We start from the raw sequence: 18,173 nt of genomic DNA on the forward strand, positions 1-18,173 counted from the left end.
CAATAATAGAGCATGACACTTGTCTGTATGGAGTTTCTCACATGCGAGCTTATATTCCTCAGCCTGGAGCCAATGACAACACGCTGTGGCGGGTTGCAGGCCTGCCTCCACGTGGTATTGAGTTAACGCGTATGCTGGAAGCCGGTTTGCCGGTGGCCGTCATTGATGATATCCGTCACTGGTCGGCCATGACGCGCGCCGAAATCATGAAGGTCACAGGGATTAATGAACGCAACATTGCCCGTCGTAAAAGCACGGGTAAAAGTCTGTCACCCGACGAGAGTGAACGTGTCGCCCGCTTCGTCCGCGTGATGGATGCCGCCGTTCAGCTTTTTGCTGGTAATAAAGAAGAGGCCACCCAGTGGCTGAGCCGGCCGGTGAAAGGGTTAGGCAATGTTGCGCCCATCACCTTACTGACGACGGAGAGCGGTGCGCTGGATGTGCTCGATCTGATCGGCCGTCTGGAGCACGGTGTTTTCTCGTGATTTTTTATCGGCTGACGAAGAGCCAGTATGCGGCTGAAGCCTGGTCCGGTTATGGGGCAAAACAGTATGGTGGACGCTGGAATCATAAAGGCTATCCCACCGTTTATGTTGCCACGTCGGTGTCACTCGCAGCACTGGAAGTGCTGGTCCATATCGGAAGAGAGTCGGTGCTGGATGAGTACACCTTACTCAGTATCGACATCCCGGATGCAGAAGTTGCCTATCTTGCTGAAGCATTTTTGCCGCCGGACTGGCGTCATGATCCAGCGCCACTGTCGACAATGGATCTCGGCACCGGCTGGCTGCAATCCGCTGAAGGTGCCGCGCTGATGCTACCTTCCACGATTATCCCGATGGAAAACAACGCCATCCTGAACCCTCTCCATCCTGCATTTAGTGACTATCTGCCGGGTGTGAAAGCGTTACCGTTTATGTTTGATCGCCGGCTTATCAGGACATAAAAAAACCCTCGCAGAAGCGAGGGCTGGATAATGCGTGGATCGGTACGCCAATCAGAACGGGATATCGTCGTCGAAATCCATTGGTGGTTCGTTGTTCGCCGGTGCGCTCTGCTGCTGTGGACGCTGCTGCGCGCCGCCGCTGAACTGGTTGCCCCCACCCTGTGGCTGCTGCGGCTGGCCCCAGCCGTTATTGTTGCCGCCGCCCTGGCCGCCCATCGGTGCGCCACCGCCGTTGCCGCCCTGCTGACGACCACCCAGCATCTGCATGGTGCCGCCCACGTTCACGACCACTTCGGTGGTGTATTTGTCCTGACCGCTCTGGTCCTGCCATTTACGGGTGCGCAGCTGGCCTTCAATGTAGACCTGCGAACCTTTACGCAGATATTCGCCGGCGACTTCAGCCAGCTTGCCGAACAGCACGACGCGGTGCCACTCGGTGATCTCTTTGTTTTCACCGGTTTGCTTGTCGCGCCAGCTCTCTGACGTGGCCAGCGTAATGTTGGCTACCGCGCCACCATTCGGCATGTAGCGCACTTCCGGATCCTGACCCAGATTCCCGACAAGAATCACTTTGTTTACGCCACGACTGGCCATGTTGCTGTCTCCCGATGAGTTAATGCTAAAAGTCTAAGCGAAAAATTGTATCACGTCACAATGACGCTTCCCACTTTCGAGCGGGATTCCAGTTTTTCGACCGTGACAGGATAGCAAAAACACTGGATATTTATTCAGTTTATTTTTTGTGCCATAATGATGCGTTTCTGCTGGTCGTGCTGGCAAGGCATGGCGAGCGTTGCCTAATCCGGGAAAGGTGAATGGATAAGATTGAAGTCCGCGGTGCTCGCACCCATAATTTGAAGAATATCAACCTGATCATCCCACGCGACAAGCTCATTGTAGTGACCGGTCTGTCGGGTTCCGGTAAGTCTTCGCTGGCGTTTGATACGCTGTATGCCGAAGGCCAGCGCCGCTATGTTGAATCGCTTTCTGCCTATGCGCGCCAGTTTCTTTCCTTAATGGAGAAACCGGACGTAGACCACATCGAGGGGCTGTCGCCTGCCATTTCCATTGAGCAGAAATCGACGTCACACAACCCGCGCTCGACCGTCGGCACCATCACTGAAATTCATGACTACCTGCGTCTGCTGTTTGCCCGCGTGGGTGAACCGCGCTGTCCGGATCACAACGTCACGCTGGCGGCACAAACCGTCAGCCAAATGGTCGATCAGGTCCTGGCGCAGGAAGAGGGTCGGCGCCTGATGCTGCTGGCGCCGGTGGTAAAAGACCGCAAAGGCGAGCACACCAAAACGCTGGAAAATCTGGCGGCGCAGGGCTACATCCGCGCACGTATTGATGGCGAAGTGTGCGATCTGTCGGATCCACCCAAGCTGGAGCTGCAGAAGAAACACACCATTGAGGTGGTGATCGATCGTTTCCGCGTGCGTGACGATCTGGCGACGCGTCTGGCCGAATCCTTTGAAACGACGCTGGAACTGAGTGGCGGCACGGCGATCGTCGCGGATATGGACGATCCCGATACCGAAGAGATGCTGTTCTCAGCTAACTTTGCCTGCCCGGTATGCGGTTACAGCATGCGCGAGCTGGAGCCGCGCCTGTTCTCGTTCAATAACCCGGCCGGTGCCTGCCCGACCTGTGACGGCCTCGGCGTTCAGCAATATTTCGATCCCGATCGCGTGGTACAAAATCCGGAGCTGTCGCTGGCCGGTGGCGCCATTCGCGGCTGGGATCGCCGTAACTTCTACTATTTCCAGATGCTGCGCTCGCTGGCGGAACATCTGGATTTCGATGTCGAAGCGCCGTTCAATAGCCTGAGCGAGAAAGCGCGCGAAGTGATTCTGTACGGCTCCGGCAAAGAGAACATTGAGTTCAAATATATCAACGATCGCGGCGATACCTCGGTGCGTCGTCATCCGTTCGAAGGCGTGCTGCATAACATGGAGCGCCGCTACAAAGAGACGGAATCCAACGCGGTGCGCGAAGAGCTGGCGAAGTTTATCAGCAACCGCGCCTGCGCCAGCTGCGAAGGGACGCGCCTGCGTCGTGAAGCGCGCCATGTGTTCGTGGAAGACACCAACCTGCCGACCATCTCGGATATGAGCATCGGCCACGCTATGGACTTCTTCCGCAATCTGAAGCTGAGCGGCCAGCGCGCCAAAATCGCCGAGAAAGTGCTGAAGGAAATTGGCGACCGTCTGAGCTTCCTGGTCAACGTCGGCCTGAATTATCTGTCGATGTCGCGTTCAGCGGAAACACTGTCCGGCGGTGAAGCACAGCGTATTCGTCTGGCGAGCCAGATTGGTGCCGGTCTGGTTGGCGTCATGTACGTACTGGATGAACCGTCCATCGGTCTGCATCAGCGCGACAACGAACGCCTGCTATCGACGCTGATTCACCTGCGCGATCTCGGTAATACCGTGATCGTGGTTGAGCATGATGAAGACGCGATTCGCGCCGCTGACCATATTATTGATATCGGTCCGGGCGCTGGCGTGCACGGCGGCCAGGTGGTAGCCGAGGGCGATGTGCATGCCATCATGGCGCACGAAGATTCTCTCACCGGTCAGTTCCTCAGTGGCAAGCGTGAAATCGCGGTGCCGGCAGAGCGGGTGAAAGGCGATCCGTCCAAAGTACTGAAACTGAGCGGCGCACGCGGTAATAACCTGAAGGATGTCACGCTGACGGTTCCGGTTGGGCTGTTTACCTGTATCACCGGCGTGTCCGGTTCCGGCAAATCAACGCTGATTAACGATACGCTGTTCCCGATTGCGCAGCGCCAGTTGAATGGTGCTACCAGCGGTGAAGCTGCGCCGTATCGCGAGATCGCCGGGCTGGAGCACTTCGATAAAGTGATCGACATCGATCAGAGCCCGATCGGCCGGACGCCGCGCTCAAACCCGGCCACTTACACCGGGATTTTTACCCCGGTGCGTGAACTGTTTGCCGGCGTGCCGGAAGCGCGTTCGCGCGGCTACAATCCGGGCCGCTTCAGCTTTAACGTGCGCGGCGGGCGCTGTGAAGCCTGTCAGGGCGACGGCGTAATCAAGGTCGAAATGCACTTCCTGCCGGACATTTATGTGCCGTGCGATCAGTGCAAAGGCAAACGCTATAACCGCGAAACGCTGGAGATTAAGTACAAAGGCAAGAGCATTCACGAAGTGCTGGAGATGACCATCGAAGAGGCGCGTGAGTTCTTTGATGCGGTACCTGCACTGGCGCGTAAGCTGCAGACGCTGATTGATGTCGGCCTGTCGTATATTCGTCTTGGCCAGTCGGCAACCACGCTGTCCGGCGGTGAAGCGCAGCGCGTTAAACTGGCGCGTGAGCTGTCGAAGCGCGGTACCGGTCAGACGCTGTACATTCTCGATGAACCGACCACCGGCCTGCATTTTGCCGACATCCAGCAGCTGCTGGAAGTGCTGCATCAGCTGCGCGATCAGGGCAATACCATCGTGGTGATTGAGCACAACCTCGACGTGATCAAAACCGCTGACTGGATTGTCGATCTCGGTCCGGAAGGCGGCAGCGGCGGTGGTGAAATCCTGGTGGCCGGCACGCCGGAAACCGTTGCACAGTGCGAAAAATCGCATACTGCACGCTTCCTCAAGCCGATGCTGAAAAAGTAGGTTTAACGCGCCGCACCCGCTGTTGCGGCGCGTTTTTTCTGATCTCGCCACGGCTCACCGCTCCGGTTGCTCGCCATTTGGTGCCATTGTCTGAATGCCTTAGCAAATGCAGAAACAGGCAAGAAACAGACAACTTCAGGCATATACGCATCGCGTCCCGCTGACTATTCTTACTGCGTTCCTTTTGGCGCCGCTGACGCGCCTCTGTCCTTCAGTGTCATCACTGAACGGACCCCTCGCAAAAAATACTCACGACACATCTGACTGGAGACACCATGAATATTACGCATGCCTATGCCGCACAGGACGCGAAAGCCAAACTCGCCCCGTTCGATTATAAGCCGCGCGAACTGCGCGCTCATGATGTGCAGATTGAAGTGTTGTACTGTGGCGTCTGCCACTCGGACCTGCACCAGGCGCGCAACGAATGGCGCAACACCGTATTCCCGGTGGTGCCAGGCCATGAAATCGTGGGTCGCGTTACCGCCGTTGGCGCGCACACGCACAAATATAAAGTGGGCGATTTAGTCGGCGTCGGCTGTATGGTCGACTCCTGCCGCAGCTGCCCAAGCTGTCAGGAAGGACTCGAGCAGTACTGTGAAAACGGCTTTGTTGGCACTTACAACGGCCAGGATCGTGAAACCGGCGCCATCACCTACGGCGGCTACTCCACCAGCATGGTGGTTGATGAAAGCTTTGTGCTGCGCGTACCGGAAAACCTCGATCTGGCGGGCGTTGCGCCGCTGCTGTGCGCCGGTATCACCACCTATTCCCCGCTGCGTCACTGGAATGTCGGTCCCGGCAAAAAAGTCGGTATCGTTGGTCTGGGCGGCCTCGGCCATATGGGCGTGAAAATCGCGCATGCGATGGGCGCGCACGTGGTGCTGTTCACCACGTCACCGTCAAAAATTGAAGATGGCAAACGCCTCGGCGCTGACGAAGTGGTGATTTCGAAAGAGGCTGACCAGATGGCACAACATACCAACAGCTTCGACTTCATCTTAAATACCGTCGCCGCGCAGCACGATCTCAACCCGTTTATCGCCCTGCTGAAGCGCGACGGCAACATGACGCTGGTCGGCGCGCCGGAGCACGATCACCCGGCGCCACAGGTATTTAACCTGATCCTCAAGCGTCGCAGCATTGCCGGTTCACTAATTGGCGGTATCGCCGAAACCCAGGAGATGCTGGATTTCTGCGGCAAGCACGGCATCACTTCGGATATCGAGCTGATCGCCATGAACCAAATCAACGACGCCTACGAGCGCATGCTGAAAAGCGACGTGAAGTATCGCTTCGTGATTGATATCAACACCCTGCGTGAAGAGTCTGCGGCTTAATCAGCGCGTCTCATCATCATGGCTGACGCCCGCCGCGCGCGTGGCGTCAGCCTGTTGCCATGACGCATCAACCAGATAGTAAATCTGCGAATCCTTCAGCGATCCATCCAGCCACAGCGTGCTCCAGTACGACTTATTGAGATGTTCACTGGGAAACACATCGTGGTGTTCATCGCGCAATAACTCCGCCAGCGCGGGCGAGGTCTTCAGCGACAACGCCGGTCGCCCTTCAACGTCATGCACCATGGCAAACAGCACGCCATCGCTCTTCACCTGGGTTGCGTCCCACTCATCTTTATAACTTTGTGAAGCGCCCGGTTTGCTCATGCAGTAGGTCAGTAAATCCGACGTGTTCATGTTTTATTCCCCTTGTAAGGTGGCGACGATGCGCCGCGCGCCGCCGTGTACCCGATGTTCGCCCAGCCAGATCCCCTGCCAGGTGCCGAGCAGCAGTTTGCCGCGGCTGACCGGGATCAGCAGCGATACGCCAAGCAGTGACGATTTGATGTGCGCCGGCATGTCGTCAGCGCCTTCATAGTCGTGCTGATAGGGCGCGTCCTCTGGAACGTGCCGCAGAAAGTGCTGCTCCATGTCGCTGCGCACCGTAGGATCGCAATTTTCATTGAGCGTCAGCGACGCTGAGGTGTGCTGCAACAGCAGATGCAGCTGGCCGATGCGCAGGTCCGTTAAGCCCTTAAGCTGGCCGACAATTTCGTCGGTGATCAGATGAAAGCCGCGCGCCTTCGCGCTCAGCGTGAGAGTTTGTTGCTGCCACATGCCACATTCCTGGGTTAAACCGTTTACTTAAGTGTGCAGCATGTCGGCGAAAGGTAAACCCTTCAGCGGGAAAAAGCGGCAGAGCGCTTGCTCTGCCGCCGGCACATCAGTCGCTCAGCTTGTCAGCCAGCGCTTTTACCGTGGTGATATCGTCCTGCGTTACCGCCGCCAGACGCGTGCCGTACTCGCTATCGGCCTTATAAAAGAACGAGAGCATCGCCAGCCGGCTTTGCGCGTCGGCGCTTTTCAGCGCGCTACCGAGCGAGGTGATCAGAGCGCCCCGCTCTTTCGCGTTAAAGGAACGATACAGCTCCCCTGCCTGGCGGAAATTTTGCGGTTTGGCGATCATCGCCTGCTGCGTACTGCCGTTAAGCGGCGTATGGCTGTAACGTGCGCTTTGCAGCTCTTCACGCGGATAGATGCGGCTTGGCTGGTAATTAACGCCCTTGTCATCGGCGTTACCGCTGTCCATCAGGCCATCCTGATTGCCATTGCTGACCGGTACGCGCGGCGCATTCACCGGCAGGCTGAGGCCGTTAGCGCCCACGCGGTACAGCTGGGTATCAGCATAGGAGAACAGGCGGCCCTGCAGCAGGCGATCTTCAGACGGCTCAATGCCCGGCACCAGATTGGACGGCGCCATCGCCACCTGCTCGGTTTGCTGGAAGAAGTTGTCGACGTTGCGATTCAGCACCATCTGCCCCACTTTCACCTCTGGCACATTCGGCCAGATTTTGGTGGAGTCGAGCGGATTGAAATCGAACTTATCCAGTTCGCTGGCTTTAATGGTCTGAATGTAGAGATCCCACTTCGGAAACGCTTTGCGGTTAATCGCCGCCACCAGATCTTCAGTCATGTGGCTGTAGCTGCGGCCCTGGATCGCTGCCGATTCAGTAGGATCGAGGTTGCGTTCGCCCTGCAGCGTCTTCCAGTGAAACTTCACGTAGTGCACTTCGCCTTTGCTGTTCACAAACTTGTAGGCGTGCACGCTGTTACCGTCCATTTCGCGATAGCTCGCCGGCGTGCCCATGTTGGAGAACAGCATGGTGAGCGCGTGCGTGGCTTCCGGTACGTGGGAGAAGAAATCGAAGGTGCGCGCATCGTTATCGAGGTTAGTGCGCGGATCCGGTTTAAACGCGTGCACCATATCAGGGAACTTGATCGCATCGCGGATGAAGAACACCGGCAGGTTGTTGCCCACCAGATCCCAGTTGCCCTGGCTGGTATAGAATTTGGTGGCAAAACCACGCGGGTCGCGCAGCGTTTCCGGCGAATGCTTGCTGTGCACCACGCTGGAGAAGCGCACAAAGACCGGCGTCACCGTTCCCGGTTTAAACACCTCAGCGATAGTCAGATCGCTGATATCTTTGCTGGCGCGAAATTCACCGTGCGCGCCGGTGCCACGTGCGTGCACCACACGTTCCGGAATACGTTCACGATCAAAACGCTGCAGCTTTTGAATCAGCTGCACGTCCTGTAACAGCACCGGGCCATTGGCGCCGGCAGTTTGTGAATTCTGGTTATCGCCGACCGGCGCGCCGTTATCACGCGTCAGCTCAACGGCTGCAGCAGGCAGTGCGAGCGCCAGCGTCATGGCAATGCAGAGGGGTTTCAGTGCGGAAGGGAAATAGCTCATGGGCGGTTCCTTATTGTGATTGGCGAGCGCTCTGGCAGTGCGCCAAAGCGCGCCGGCAAAAAATAGCGCCCTCACTAACAGGAACACACAAGACCCGTCCCGATTACCCGGGGTTAAGGTGTTATAGCCATGCGGAATGCGGCCGCCAGCCAGCATGGCTGGCAAAGAGAAGCGTGGAAAAGCGGGGGGCGGCAGAAGGTACAGCGGGAACAGACAATGTGTGGATGGCTGAAACGGGTGCCTGCCAGCCGCGGGCTGACAGGCATCGCGTCGGTTACATTACGGCAGCAAACGCCTCAGCTACCTGATTGACGTTGCGGCTGTTGAGACCGGCGACACACATGCGACCGCTGGCGATCAGGTACACACCGAACTCTTCGCGCAGGCGGTCCACCTGCTGTGCGCTCAGCCCGGTATAGCTGAACATGCCACGCTGCTTCAGCAGATAATCAAAGTTTTTGCCGGGCAGTTTACTGTTCAGCACATTGACCAGCACCTGGCGCATTTCGATGATACGCAGGCGCATCGCTTCCACTTCCGCCAGCCAGTTGTTGAGCAGCGCTTCGTCGTTCAGCACGCAGGAAACCACCTGAGCACCGAAGTTCGGCGGGCTGGAGTAGTTGCGACGTACGGTCGCTTTCAGCTGACCCAGCACGCGTGCCGACTCTTCTGCGCTGTCGCAGACAATCGACAGGCCGCCAACGCGCTCACCGTACAGCGAGAAGATTTTCGAGAAGGAGTTGCTCACCAGCGCCGGCAGGCCCGCCGCGGCAATCACGCGAATCGCGTAAGCGTCCTCTTCCATACCGGCACCAAAGCCCTGGTAGGCGATGTCGAGGAACGGAATCAGCTCCTGCGCTTTCAGGACCTCAACGGTTTGATCCCACTGCGCGTTGGTCAGATCCGCACCGGTCGGGTTGTGGCAGCACGGATGCAGCAACACGATGGATTGCTTCGGCAGCGTTTTCAGTTTGGCGATGAAGGCATCGAACTTCACGCCGTTGGTGGCGTCGTCGTACCACGGGTAGGTGTTAACGTTAAAACCGGCACCGTTAAAGATCGCCACATGGTTTTCCCATGTCGGATCGCTGACCCATACGCTGGCGTCCGGGAAGTAACGCTTCAGGAAATCTGCGCCCACTTTCAGCGCGCCGGAGCCGCCCAGCGTCTGGATGGAAGCAATGCGCCCCGCCTGCAGCATCGGATGCTCTTTACCAAACAGCAGCGGCGCAATGGCGTTACGATACGGACCCAGCCCTTCCATTGGCAGATAGAGCGAAGCCTGATGTGGCTGCGCCTGCAAACGCTCTTCCGCGGCGGCCACCGCCTGCAGCTGAGGAATGATGCCGGCTTCGTTGTAATAGAGGCCGATGCTCAGATTCACCTTGTGGTCACGCGGGTCCTGTTTGAAGGTTTCCATCAGCGACAGAATCGGATCGCCAGCATAGGCATCAACGTTTTGAAACACGGTGCAGATCTCCATGATTATTCATAAATGTGTGGGTCGACGTCATCAAACAAAATAGCGGCCGGGACGGTGATTCATGGCGATGATGAGATTGAGCATCACCGCGCCGGCGATGGAGGCCAGCAGCATCGGCAGCGATACCACAAAAAGCGAGGCCAGTACCACACAGGTATCCAGCGCCATTTGCAGTTTGCCGGCGCGCAGACCAGAGCGATCCTGCAGCCAGAGCGCCAGAATATTGATACCACCGAGGCTGGCTTTGTGACGAAACAACACTATAAACCCAATCCCCATCACCACGTTACCGAACAATGTCGCATAAAACGGATTTAGCGCAGAAAAATGGATAAACAGCGGGTGCAAATGGGTGAACAGCGATACCAGCCCCACCGCACAGAAGGTTTTCAGGGTAAATTCCCAGCCCATGCGACGAATGGCCAGCCAGTAAAACGGCAGGTTAATCAGAAAGAAGGCGCTGCCGAACGAGAGCGGCGACAGGTAGCTAATGAGAAAAGCCACGCCCGCCGTACCGCCGGTCAGCGCGCCCGCCTGTTTCAGCATAATGACGCCAAACGACACCATCAGCGTGCCAAGCACGATAGCCAGCGCATCTTCTGTACGGGTGTGGGGAATGCGGGAAGATTGTACAGCGTTATCCATGGCGCGATCTCTTTGCAAATGATGGCGTTCATTTGCAAAAAACGCACCACATCGGCGGCTTCCTGTCGCCGCCGATGGGTGCCAGCGATTATCCAATTGATAACTAAGGCGCTTTATTGCAGGTTTATGTGCATCAATCTGCCGTAAAATAATCGATTCATGCACAAATTCGGTTTCTGGTGCGCGCTTTACGCGAAAAATGGCAGAAATCTGCACCACACTGGCACATCATGCACTCTTTTGGCGCACTTTGTGCTCGGGGATCATCATCAAACCGTTCTCTTTTAAACGATTGAGTACCACCGAGGTTTTCACGTGCGCCACGCTTTGATGGCCAGCGACGAGCTGACTGATCAGCGCGCTCAGCGCCGCTAAATCGGCCACCGCGACTTTTAACAGATAGTCGGCGTCGCCGGTGGTTTTGAACGCGTCGACAATCGCCGCTTCCTGCTCCACCATGCGGTGAAAACTCTCTTCGTAATCGGGCGTGTGATTTTTCAGTCGCACCTCGATCAAGCCGACCATGCCCAGCCCTACCGCGTCCGGCGAGAGCCGTGCGTGATAGCCGAGAATGAGATTTGCCTGTTCGAGATTAATGCGCCGGCGTGAACATTGCGACGCCGAAAGTCCGACTAAATCACTGAGATTCCTGGTTGGTAAGGCGGCCGTTAGATTGTAGTAGTGTCAGTATCTTAAGGTCGTAATCGTCTACCTGAGTCATTCTGTGTCCACAGCGTTATAGGATTCGCTTTGCTACAGATAACCTGATAATTGACGAGGTTGTCCAACACTATTTTCTGATGACGTGAAATGCATGCACAAATCGTGCATGCAACTGTGGAAGCGCGATTATTCGTCGTCGTATTGCGGTCCGGCGTAGTTATCAAAGCGTGACCACTGGCCGTTGAACGTCAGACGTACTGTGCCGATCGGGCCGTTACGCTGTTTACCGATGATGATCTCGGCGATGCCTTTCAGATCGCTGTTTTCGTGATACACCTCGTCACGATAGATGAACATGATCAGGTCCGCATCCTGCTCGATCGACCCCGATTCACGCAGATCCGAGTTAACCGGACGCTTATCGGCGCGCTGCTCCAGCGAGCGGTTAAGCTGCGACAGCGCCACCACCGGTACATTGAGCTCTTTCGCCAGCGCTTTAAGCGAGCGTGAGATCTCGGCGATCTCCAGCGTACGGTTGTCGGAGAGCGCCGGTACGCGCATCAGCTGCAGGTAGTCGATCATGATCATGCTCAGGCCGCCGTTTTCACGGAACACGCGGCGCGCGCGTGAACGCACTTCGGTAGGCGTCAGGCCGGACGAGTCATCGATGAACATGTTCTTCTTTTCTAACAGGATGCCCATGGTGGCCGAGATGCGCGCCCAGTCTTCATCCTCCAGCTGACCGGTACGGATACGCGTCTGATCAACGCGCGACAGCGAGGCCAGCATACGCATCATCAGCTGTTCGCTGGGCATCTCGAGACTGAAAATCAGCACCGGTTTGTCTGTCAGCATGGCGGCGTTTTCGCACAGGTTCATGGCGAAAGTGGTTTTACCCATCGACGGACGCGCCGCGACAATGATCAGATCTGAACCCTGCAGACCGGCGGTTTTCTTGTTGAGATCCTGATAGCCGGTATCGACGCCGGTCACGCCATCGTGCGGCGTTGACACCAGCGCTTCAATGCGCGATACCGTCGCTTCGAGGATCTGTTCGATATTTTGCGGGCCTTCATCCTTATTGGCGCGCTGTTCGGCAATTTTAAAAACGTTGGATTCAGCGAAATCCAGCAGCTCTTCGCTGCTGCGGCCCTGCGGATCGTAACCGGCATCAGCGATCTGGTTAGCCACCGAAATCATCTCACGCACCACCGCACGTTCACGCACGATGTCGGCATAAGCACCGAGGTTTGCCGCACTTGGGGTATTTTTTGCCAGCTCGGCCAGATAGGCAAAGCCGCCCGCCATCTCCAGCTCACCGCGCGTTTCCAGCGACTCTGACAGGGTGATCAGATCAATGGGCTGACCGGCTTCCAGCAGGCGCTGCATTTCAGAGAAAATCATGCGGTGCGAGCGGTTGAAGAAATCTTCCGCAACCACGCGCTCGGAGACGTTATCCCAGCGTTCGTTATCCAGCATCAACCCACCGAGCACCGACTGCTCCGCTTCGAGAGAGTGCGGCGGCATTTTCACGCCTTCGAGCTGCCGATCGCGGGGTTCGTTCGATTTGTTGGTGGGTTTATTTCCTGCCATAGTGAATGCATTACCGATCGTGAAAGGGACGCGCAAGTATACCGTCCCAGGATGAACAATCACAGGAGTCAGAATGGCAAAGCGAATTCAGTTCAACCAGCACGGCGGCCCGGAAGTATTGCAATGGGTCGATTTCACACCAGCCGATCCCACCGACCATGAAGTTCAGGTGGAGAACAAGGCGATTGGTATTAACTACATCGATACCTACGTGCGCAGCGGATTGTATCCGGTCTCCTCGCTGCCGTCCGGCCTGGGCACTGAAGCGGCAGGCATCGTGAAAAAAGTGGGCAGCGCGGTTTCGCGTTTCAAGCCGGGCGATCGCGTGGTGTATTGCCAGGCCGCGCTGGGTGCCTATAGTGAGCTGCACAATGTGGCGGAAGATCGGCTGGTGATTCTGCCGGACAGCATCAGCTTTGAGCAGGCTGCGGCCTCTTTCCTCAAGGGCCTGACGGTGCAGTATCTGCTGCGTCAGACGTACAAAGTAAAAGCCGATGAAATTTTCCTGTTTCATGCCGCCGCGGGCGGCGTGGGCCTGATTGCCTGCCAGTGGGCGAAAGCGCTGGGCGCGCATTTGATTGGCACCGTCGGGTCTGCGGAGAAAGCGCAGATCGCCAAAGATGCCGGCGCCTGGGCCACCATCAATTATCGCGAAGAGGATATCGCCCAGCGCGTCAGCGAACTGACCAACGGTGAAAAAGTGGCGGTAGTGTACGACTCAGTGGGCAAAGATACCTGGGAACCCTCCCTCGACAGCCTGCGCCGCCACGGCCTGATGGTGAGCTTTGGTAATGCCTCCGGCCCGGTGACCGGCGTTGACCTCGGCATTCTTAACAAGAAAGGCTCACTGTTTGTCACCCGCCCTTCCCTGTTTGGCTATATCACCAACCGTGAAGAGCTCGATCGCGCCAGCGGCGAACTGTTTTCGCTTATCGCCAGCCGCGCTATACAGCTTAACGTGCCGGAGCAGCAGAAATTTGCTCTGAGCGATGCAGTGCGTGCGCATCAGGTGCTGGAGAGTCGTGCCACTCAGGGTTCCAGCCTGTTAATTCCCTGATAGCAGAAATGATGAAGGGCTTCCCGAAGGAAGCCCTTTTCTTTCTTTTTTATAGTTCGCGCTGGTGTAGGGACAGCGGCGATGAATTCGTCTGAATTTCTTTACCTATCCTGACAGAAAACATAAGTAAAAAATATGTTTAATTGCGAATTCGTACTAAGCAATCACCAACTCTGTGATCGTAACCGCATTTAGCGCCAGCTTCTCTTCTCTAAGTTGCTGATTTTCCTTTTCAGCCGGTTAAGTTTCACCTCTCCCTGCGGCGTGGTAAATGCGCGATAAAGCCACACGGCGACCACCGCCAGCACCAGCCACGGCAACAATTTTATAACAAGCGCAAACAGCCCGCCGAGAAACATCACCACGGTGGCCACCACCAGCGCGGCGATCACGCCCAGCAGTGATACGCCTGTCAGCAGCAGCATCATAAAAAAGCCGATAACGAATAATATTTCCACGAGCGCTCTCCTGTATCTGTAATGCAGAAGGTATTACAAGATACGTGCCAGGTCGTAACGATCGCTAAGCCATTGAATTATCGCTTTGATGCAGGACAGAGGGGACGTTGATTTGGTGAAATTGACTAACTGGTGGTGAATTAAAAACCGCACGATGAAACCGTGCGGTTTAAACCGGTCTGCCAGCCTGACCAGGCCGGCTCGCGGGATCAGGCTTCCTGCACGATGCGGTCGGCCACCAGCGCCAGCGCCGCTTCCAGCACGCGGACGTCGGCGCCCGGTTTGTGGGCATTTTCGCTCAGATGACGGCGCCACTGGCGCGCGCCGGGAATGCCCTGGAACAGGCCCAGCATGTGGCGCGTAATGTGTCCCAGATAAGTGCCCTGGGCCAGTTCGGCTTCGATGTAAGAGTACATGGAACGCACCACGGCGACCGGATCGGCCACCGGTGTCTCACGGCCAAACAGCTGGCGATCAACCTGCGCCAGAATGCCGGGATTTTGATAGGCCTCGCGCCCCATCATCACGCCGTCCAGGTGCTGCAGATGCGCTTTGGCCTCTTCAAGCGTCTTAACGCCGCCGTTGATCGCTATGGTCAGCGCCGGGAAATCCCGCTTCAGCTGGTAAACACGCGGATAATCGAGCGGTGGAATTTCACGGTTCTCTTTCGGGCTGAGCCCCGAAAGCCACGCTTTACGCGCATGAATAATGAACGTATCACAACCGCCCTGCTGCGCCACGGTGCCGACAAAATCGCACAGGAAGGCGTAGCTGTCCTGGTCGTCAATACCGATGCGGGTTTTCACCGTGACCGGAATGCTGACCACATCGCGCATCGCTTTGATACAGTCCGCGACCAGCGCCGCCTCACCCATCAGGCACGCGCCAAAACGGCCGTTCTGTACCCGATCGGACGGACAACCAACGTTCAGGTTGATCTCATCGTATCCGCGCGCTTCTGCCAGCTTTGCACAGGTTGCCAGCGCGGCCGGATCGCTACCGCCCAGCTGCAGCGCCAGCGGATGCTCCGCCTCGCTATAGGCCAGATAGTCGCCTTTGCCGTGGATGATGGCGCCGGTGGTCACCATTTCGGTGTACAGCAGCGTGTCGCCGCTCAGCTGACGGTGAAAATAGCGACAGTGACGGTCGGTCCAGTCCAGCATGGGGGCGATGGAGAAACGTTGCGAAGAGAATGTATCGGTCATGAAACGCAGTAAATCCGCAGTTAAGTGATGAGAAACTGCGCAATGATATCACAGCTGTGACGGGCGACACAGCCGCCCGTCATCGTGTGGTCAGAAGTTAAACCCGAGCTGCACCATGGCGCCCCAGGTATTGTCTTTGCCGACCGAACCGGCCAGGTCCAGATGCACCGCATTGTTGAACGGCGACACGCCGAGACCGGCCGTAAACACATCGGTGTCATTCGACTTCATATCCGCGCGATAGCCGGCACGCAGCGCCAGCCAGTCCAGCACGCGATATTCACCACCCACGCCAGCGTACTGACTGCTCTCCTGCGATTTAAAACGTTTGGTTTCCGTCAGATCGACATCGCCGGTCAGAGTAAAGGGTCCGCGATTCCACGCCAGTCCGGTGGTAACCAGCGGGCGAATCTGATACGTATCGCGATAGCCGTTAACCTCTTTGGTGTCGATATCGCGCGAGACCAGGTTCTGCCCGGTCACGCCGAAGGTCCAGTTCTCCGCGAAGTCGGTAGCGATACCGGCATCGACGTTGAAACCGGTTTCGGTGCTGCGATAGCGGCTGTCGTTAATATCATTCTTGTCGTAGTTATAAACGCTGGCGGTGTAGTTATACAGCCAGGTTTTCTGCAGCTTCGGCGTGACGCCAACGGAGACCGGGTGACCGGCGATGGTGAACTCATGTGCCATTGCGACGCCGTAATCGGTGATCAGCGCAGCCAGGCCGTTGGCGCTGGAGCGCAGATTATTTTGGTCGCCCGGCAAGGGAATGCGTCCATTTGCGACCTGATCCAGATAATCAATATCGCTCTGTACCACGTTAGCGCGGATGTGTGCCGTGCCGTAGGCTTTGGTGATGAAGGCGAAAGGAAGGGTCTCGTTGGGAATGCTGACGGCTAACGCCACGCCTGCGGTGCCATTCGCTTTATCACCGCGCAGATCGCGCAGCTGATTGGCCATATCACCTGCCGCGGCTCTGACCTGAGGCGCGCCATTGATGATCTCCGGCAGCGTGATGTTGTTGATCACGTCACGATAGCGGTCCACCGTATCAGTAATTTCGTCTACGCGATCCACTAATTTGTCTTTGTCAGTAATCTGCACACCGGCTGAAGGAAAAATGATGCTGACGTTATCTTCAGGCTGCGCTTTGGTCATCAATGCCGGGTTAGCCAGCACTGCCGAGCTCCAGGTTGAGGAAGCGACACCGGTTCCCCCCATGGCATCGTTACGCGCATCGTACCAGGTGCCAGCAGCAAATGCTGATGTGGTAACAAATACCGCATTAAAACCAACAACATAAGCAATTTTCTTGCGTCTGAATAATGTCTTCACCATGAGTCTGCCATCACCTTTTAATTGTCGTGGACTGTCTCTACGACTGAATAGTTTATTAGCCCTATTCTGAACGCTGGCTAACGCTTTATTGCTGTGAATTGAAAGGAATTAGCATTGCTATTCGCAGAATTGGTCACGCCCGCACCATTCTGCTGTTGTTTTATGCAGAAATATGAACGTCAGCTAAATTGATGCCAGAAATTACTTAAAACCTTTTGAACCATAGCCACTAAGTCAGTGAGTTGCAAAGCAAAAAGATGGGTTAACCTGTGAGAAAAAACTCAGGAAGGAAAAACATGGCTTAACAGAAGGAGGTACCAGGACGTAACGCGGCAGATAAGTGGCTGAAAGCCGGACATTTCCTGGATGATATAAGGTAAAAAAGCAATGGCAGCAGCGTAAAAGTTTGTGTGATAAAATAACATCACCCATCACCTGGAGAATGCTTATGCCAAACCTCACGCCCGAACAACTGCTCACGCAGGCTGAATCTCTGTGCCTTGACCGTGGCGTGCGCCTCACTACGCAGCGCGCAGAAGTGCTGCGCCTGATGGCGGAGCAGAACGGTTCCATTAGCGCTTACGATTTGCTGGACCAGCTGCGCATCAGTGAACCCCAGGCGAAACCACCGACTATTTATCGCGCGCTGGATTTCCTGCTGGAGCAGGGATTTATTCATCGGGTGGAGTCAAATAACAGTTATGTGGTGTGCCACCATTTCGACGAGCCGGCGCACACATCGGTGATGCTGGTGTGCGACAACTGTGCCGCCGTCAGTGAGAAGCACGCGCACGGCGTGGAAAAGATCATTGCCGGGTTGGCCGATCAGGCAGGTTTTACCTTACGTCATAGCGTTATTGAGGCGCACGGCCTGTGTGAAAACTGTGCCGAAGTGGCGGCCTGCACACAGCCGGGTAGCTGTCAGCACGATCATGAAGTGGAAAGTAAGAAGAAGGGGCGTAAAGGGTAACTGGCACGTCCGTGTGCCAGGCCGATCGTAACGATCAGCGGGTAGGAGCATCATCCTTAAAGCGGGAGACTTACCAGCGGTAATCTTTGTTTTGACTTTCCCAGTCTTTCAATTCACGTTCAGCTTCATCTTTGGCGTAACCGTAACGTTCCTGGATTTTACCTACCAGCTGATCGCGTTTCCCTTCGATCACAGTCAAATCGTCATCGGTTAACTTGCCCCATTTCTCTTTAAACTTCCCTTTAAACTGCTTCCAGTTTCCGCTCGCTTCGTCTTTGTTCATAACAATCCTCCACGTCTTCCTGAGTGAGATGGTGTATTTCTCATGTAATGCCGGAAATAACCATATAACGCGCTACTTATCTGCGCCGTTTGAGATAATTATAGTAGCCGCTTCGGATTGTGCACGGAATTACAG

Annotated in this window: 17 protein-coding genes and 1 pseudogene; 6 read left to right on the forward strand and 12 right to left on the reverse strand. The window is 56.1% G+C overall.

Annotated elements, in window-relative coordinates; genetic code table 11:
• Nucleotides 1–41 precede the first annotated feature (41 nt).
• Both ABVR31_RS17550 and ABVR31_RS17555 read left to right on the forward strand, forming a co-directional pair.
• The gene (locus ABVR31_RS17550; protein WP_141496166.1) at nucleotides 42–485 is read left to right on the forward strand and encodes an antitoxin Xre/MbcA/ParS toxin-binding domain-containing protein; all 444 of its coding nucleotides are present in this window, start codon (nucleotides 42–44) and stop codon (nucleotides 483–485) included.
• On the forward strand, nucleotides 482–946 hold the full coding sequence (locus tag ABVR31_RS17555) for an RES family NAD+ phosphorylase (protein ID WP_088515717.1): 465 nt from the start codon (nucleotides 482–484) through the stop codon (nucleotides 944–946). Before ABVR31_RS17550 ends, ABVR31_RS17555 begins: the two co-directional genes overlap by 4 nt.
• Before the next feature lie 51 nt (nucleotides 947–997).
• Here ABVR31_RS17555 and ssb1 read toward each other — a convergent pair whose 3' ends face one another.
• Nucleotides 998–1,540, reverse strand: coding sequence for a single-stranded DNA-binding protein SSB1 (gene ssb1, locus ABVR31_RS17560; RefSeq protein WP_021507842.1), 543 nt, complete (start codon nucleotides 1,538–1,540; stop codon nucleotides 998–1,000).
• Nucleotides 1,541–1,761: 221 nt separating this feature from the next.
• On the opposite strand from ssb1, the gene uvrA reads away from it, so the two are divergent.
• Both uvrA and ABVR31_RS17570 read left to right on the forward strand, forming a co-directional pair.
• Nucleotides 1,762–4,590 carry an excinuclease ABC subunit UvrA gene (gene uvrA / locus ABVR31_RS17565; protein WP_150059149.1) on the forward strand — a complete coding sequence of 943 codons (2,829 nt, stop codon included), beginning with the start codon at nucleotides 1,762–1,764 and terminating at the stop codon, nucleotides 4,588–4,590.
• A 275-nt stretch (nucleotides 4,591–4,865) separates the two neighbouring features.
• Complete coding sequence (locus ABVR31_RS17570; RefSeq protein ID WP_058780888.1) at nucleotides 4,866–5,930, forward strand: NAD(P)-dependent alcohol dehydrogenase; 1,065 nt, start codon at nucleotides 4,866–4,868, stop codon at nucleotides 5,928–5,930.
• Here the strand turns inward: ABVR31_RS17570 and ABVR31_RS17575 are convergent, their stop codons facing one another.
• The 7 genes and pseudogenes from ABVR31_RS17575 to dnaB form a co-directional block, all read right to left on the reverse strand.
• Complete coding sequence (locus ABVR31_RS17575; protein ID WP_288425014.1) at nucleotides 5,931–6,287, reverse strand: MmcQ/YjbR family DNA-binding protein; 357 nt, start codon at nucleotides 6,285–6,287, stop codon at nucleotides 5,931–5,933.
• A gap of 3 nt (nucleotides 6,288–6,290) precedes the next feature.
• Nucleotides 6,291–6,707 (reverse strand): secondary thiamine-phosphate synthase enzyme YjbQ, encoded by a 417-nt coding sequence (locus tag ABVR31_RS17580; protein ID WP_211726529.1) that lies wholly within the window; start codon nucleotides 6,705–6,707, stop codon nucleotides 6,291–6,293.
• Nucleotides 6,708–6,813: 106 nt separating this feature from the next.
• Nucleotides 6,814–8,301, reverse strand: coding sequence for a catalase (locus ABVR31_RS17585; protein WP_372774086.1), 1,488 nt, complete (start codon nucleotides 8,299–8,301; stop codon nucleotides 6,814–6,816).
• Between the two features lie 316 nt (nucleotides 8,302–8,617).
• Nucleotides 8,618–9,811, reverse strand: coding sequence for an amino acid aminotransferase (locus tag ABVR31_RS17590; protein WP_031279758.1), 1,194 nt, complete (start codon nucleotides 9,809–9,811; stop codon nucleotides 8,618–8,620).
• Between the two features lie 45 nt (nucleotides 9,812–9,856).
• Nucleotides 9,857–10,471, reverse strand: coding sequence for a YitT family protein (locus ABVR31_RS17595; protein ID WP_288425018.1), 615 nt, complete (start codon nucleotides 10,469–10,471; stop codon nucleotides 9,857–9,859).
• A gap of 228 nt (nucleotides 10,472–10,699) precedes the next feature.
• Nucleotides 10,700–11,192, reverse strand: a pseudogene (locus ABVR31_RS17600) (Lrp/AsnC family transcriptional regulator).
• Nucleotides 11,193–11,320: 128 nt separating this feature from the next.
• Nucleotides 11,321–12,727: a replicative DNA helicase gene (gene dnaB, locus ABVR31_RS17605; protein ID WP_021507851.1), complete on the reverse strand. Its 1,407-nt coding sequence runs from the start codon at nucleotides 12,725–12,727 to the stop codon at nucleotides 11,321–11,323.
• 73 nt (nucleotides 12,728–12,800) lie between these two features.
• Between dnaB and ABVR31_RS17610 the strand changes: the two genes are divergently transcribed.
• Nucleotides 12,801–13,784, forward strand: coding sequence for a quinone oxidoreductase (locus tag ABVR31_RS17610; protein ID WP_058757563.1), 984 nt, complete (start codon nucleotides 12,801–12,803; stop codon nucleotides 13,782–13,784).
• 191 nt (nucleotides 13,785–13,975) lie between these two features.
• On the opposite strand, the gene pspG is transcribed toward ABVR31_RS17610, so the two are convergent.
• From pspG to traF, 3 genes are all read right to left on the reverse strand, one after another.
• Complete coding sequence (gene pspG, locus ABVR31_RS17615) at nucleotides 13,976–14,242, reverse strand: envelope stress response protein PspG (protein ID WP_058780892.1); 267 nt, start codon at nucleotides 14,240–14,242, stop codon at nucleotides 13,976–13,978.
• Nucleotides 14,243–14,451: 209 nt separating this feature from the next.
• Entirely contained in the window at nucleotides 14,452–15,447 is a 996-nt protein-coding gene (gene dusA, locus ABVR31_RS17620) for a tRNA dihydrouridine(20/20a) synthase DusA (RefSeq protein ID WP_058757565.1), read from the reverse strand.
• 90 nt (nucleotides 15,448–15,537) lie between these two features.
• On the reverse strand, nucleotides 15,538–16,785 hold the full coding sequence (gene traF, locus ABVR31_RS17625) for a conjugal transfer protein TraF (RefSeq protein ID WP_058757566.1): 1,248 nt from the start codon (nucleotides 16,783–16,785) through the stop codon (nucleotides 15,538–15,540).
• 448 nt (nucleotides 16,786–17,233) lie between these two features.
• On the opposite strand from traF, the gene zur reads away from it, so the two are divergent.
• The gene (gene zur, locus ABVR31_RS17630) at nucleotides 17,234–17,755 is read left to right on the forward strand and encodes a zinc uptake transcriptional repressor Zur (protein ID WP_058757567.1); all 522 of its coding nucleotides are present in this window, start codon (nucleotides 17,234–17,236) and stop codon (nucleotides 17,753–17,755) included.
• Nucleotides 17,756–17,825: 70 nt separating this feature from the next.
• Here the strand turns inward: zur and ABVR31_RS17635 are convergent, their stop codons facing one another.
• Nucleotides 17,826–18,038, reverse strand: a complete 213-nt coding sequence (locus ABVR31_RS17635; RefSeq protein WP_021507857.1) for a CsbD family protein — start codon at nucleotides 18,036–18,038, stop codon at nucleotides 17,826–17,828.
• Nucleotides 18,039–18,173: the final 135 nt, after the last annotated feature.

This window comes from Pantoea sp. WEP (assembly GCF_041678305.1).
Taxonomy (GTDB): domain Bacteria; phylum Pseudomonadota; class Gammaproteobacteria; order Enterobacterales; family Enterobacteriaceae; genus Pantoea; species Pantoea dispersa.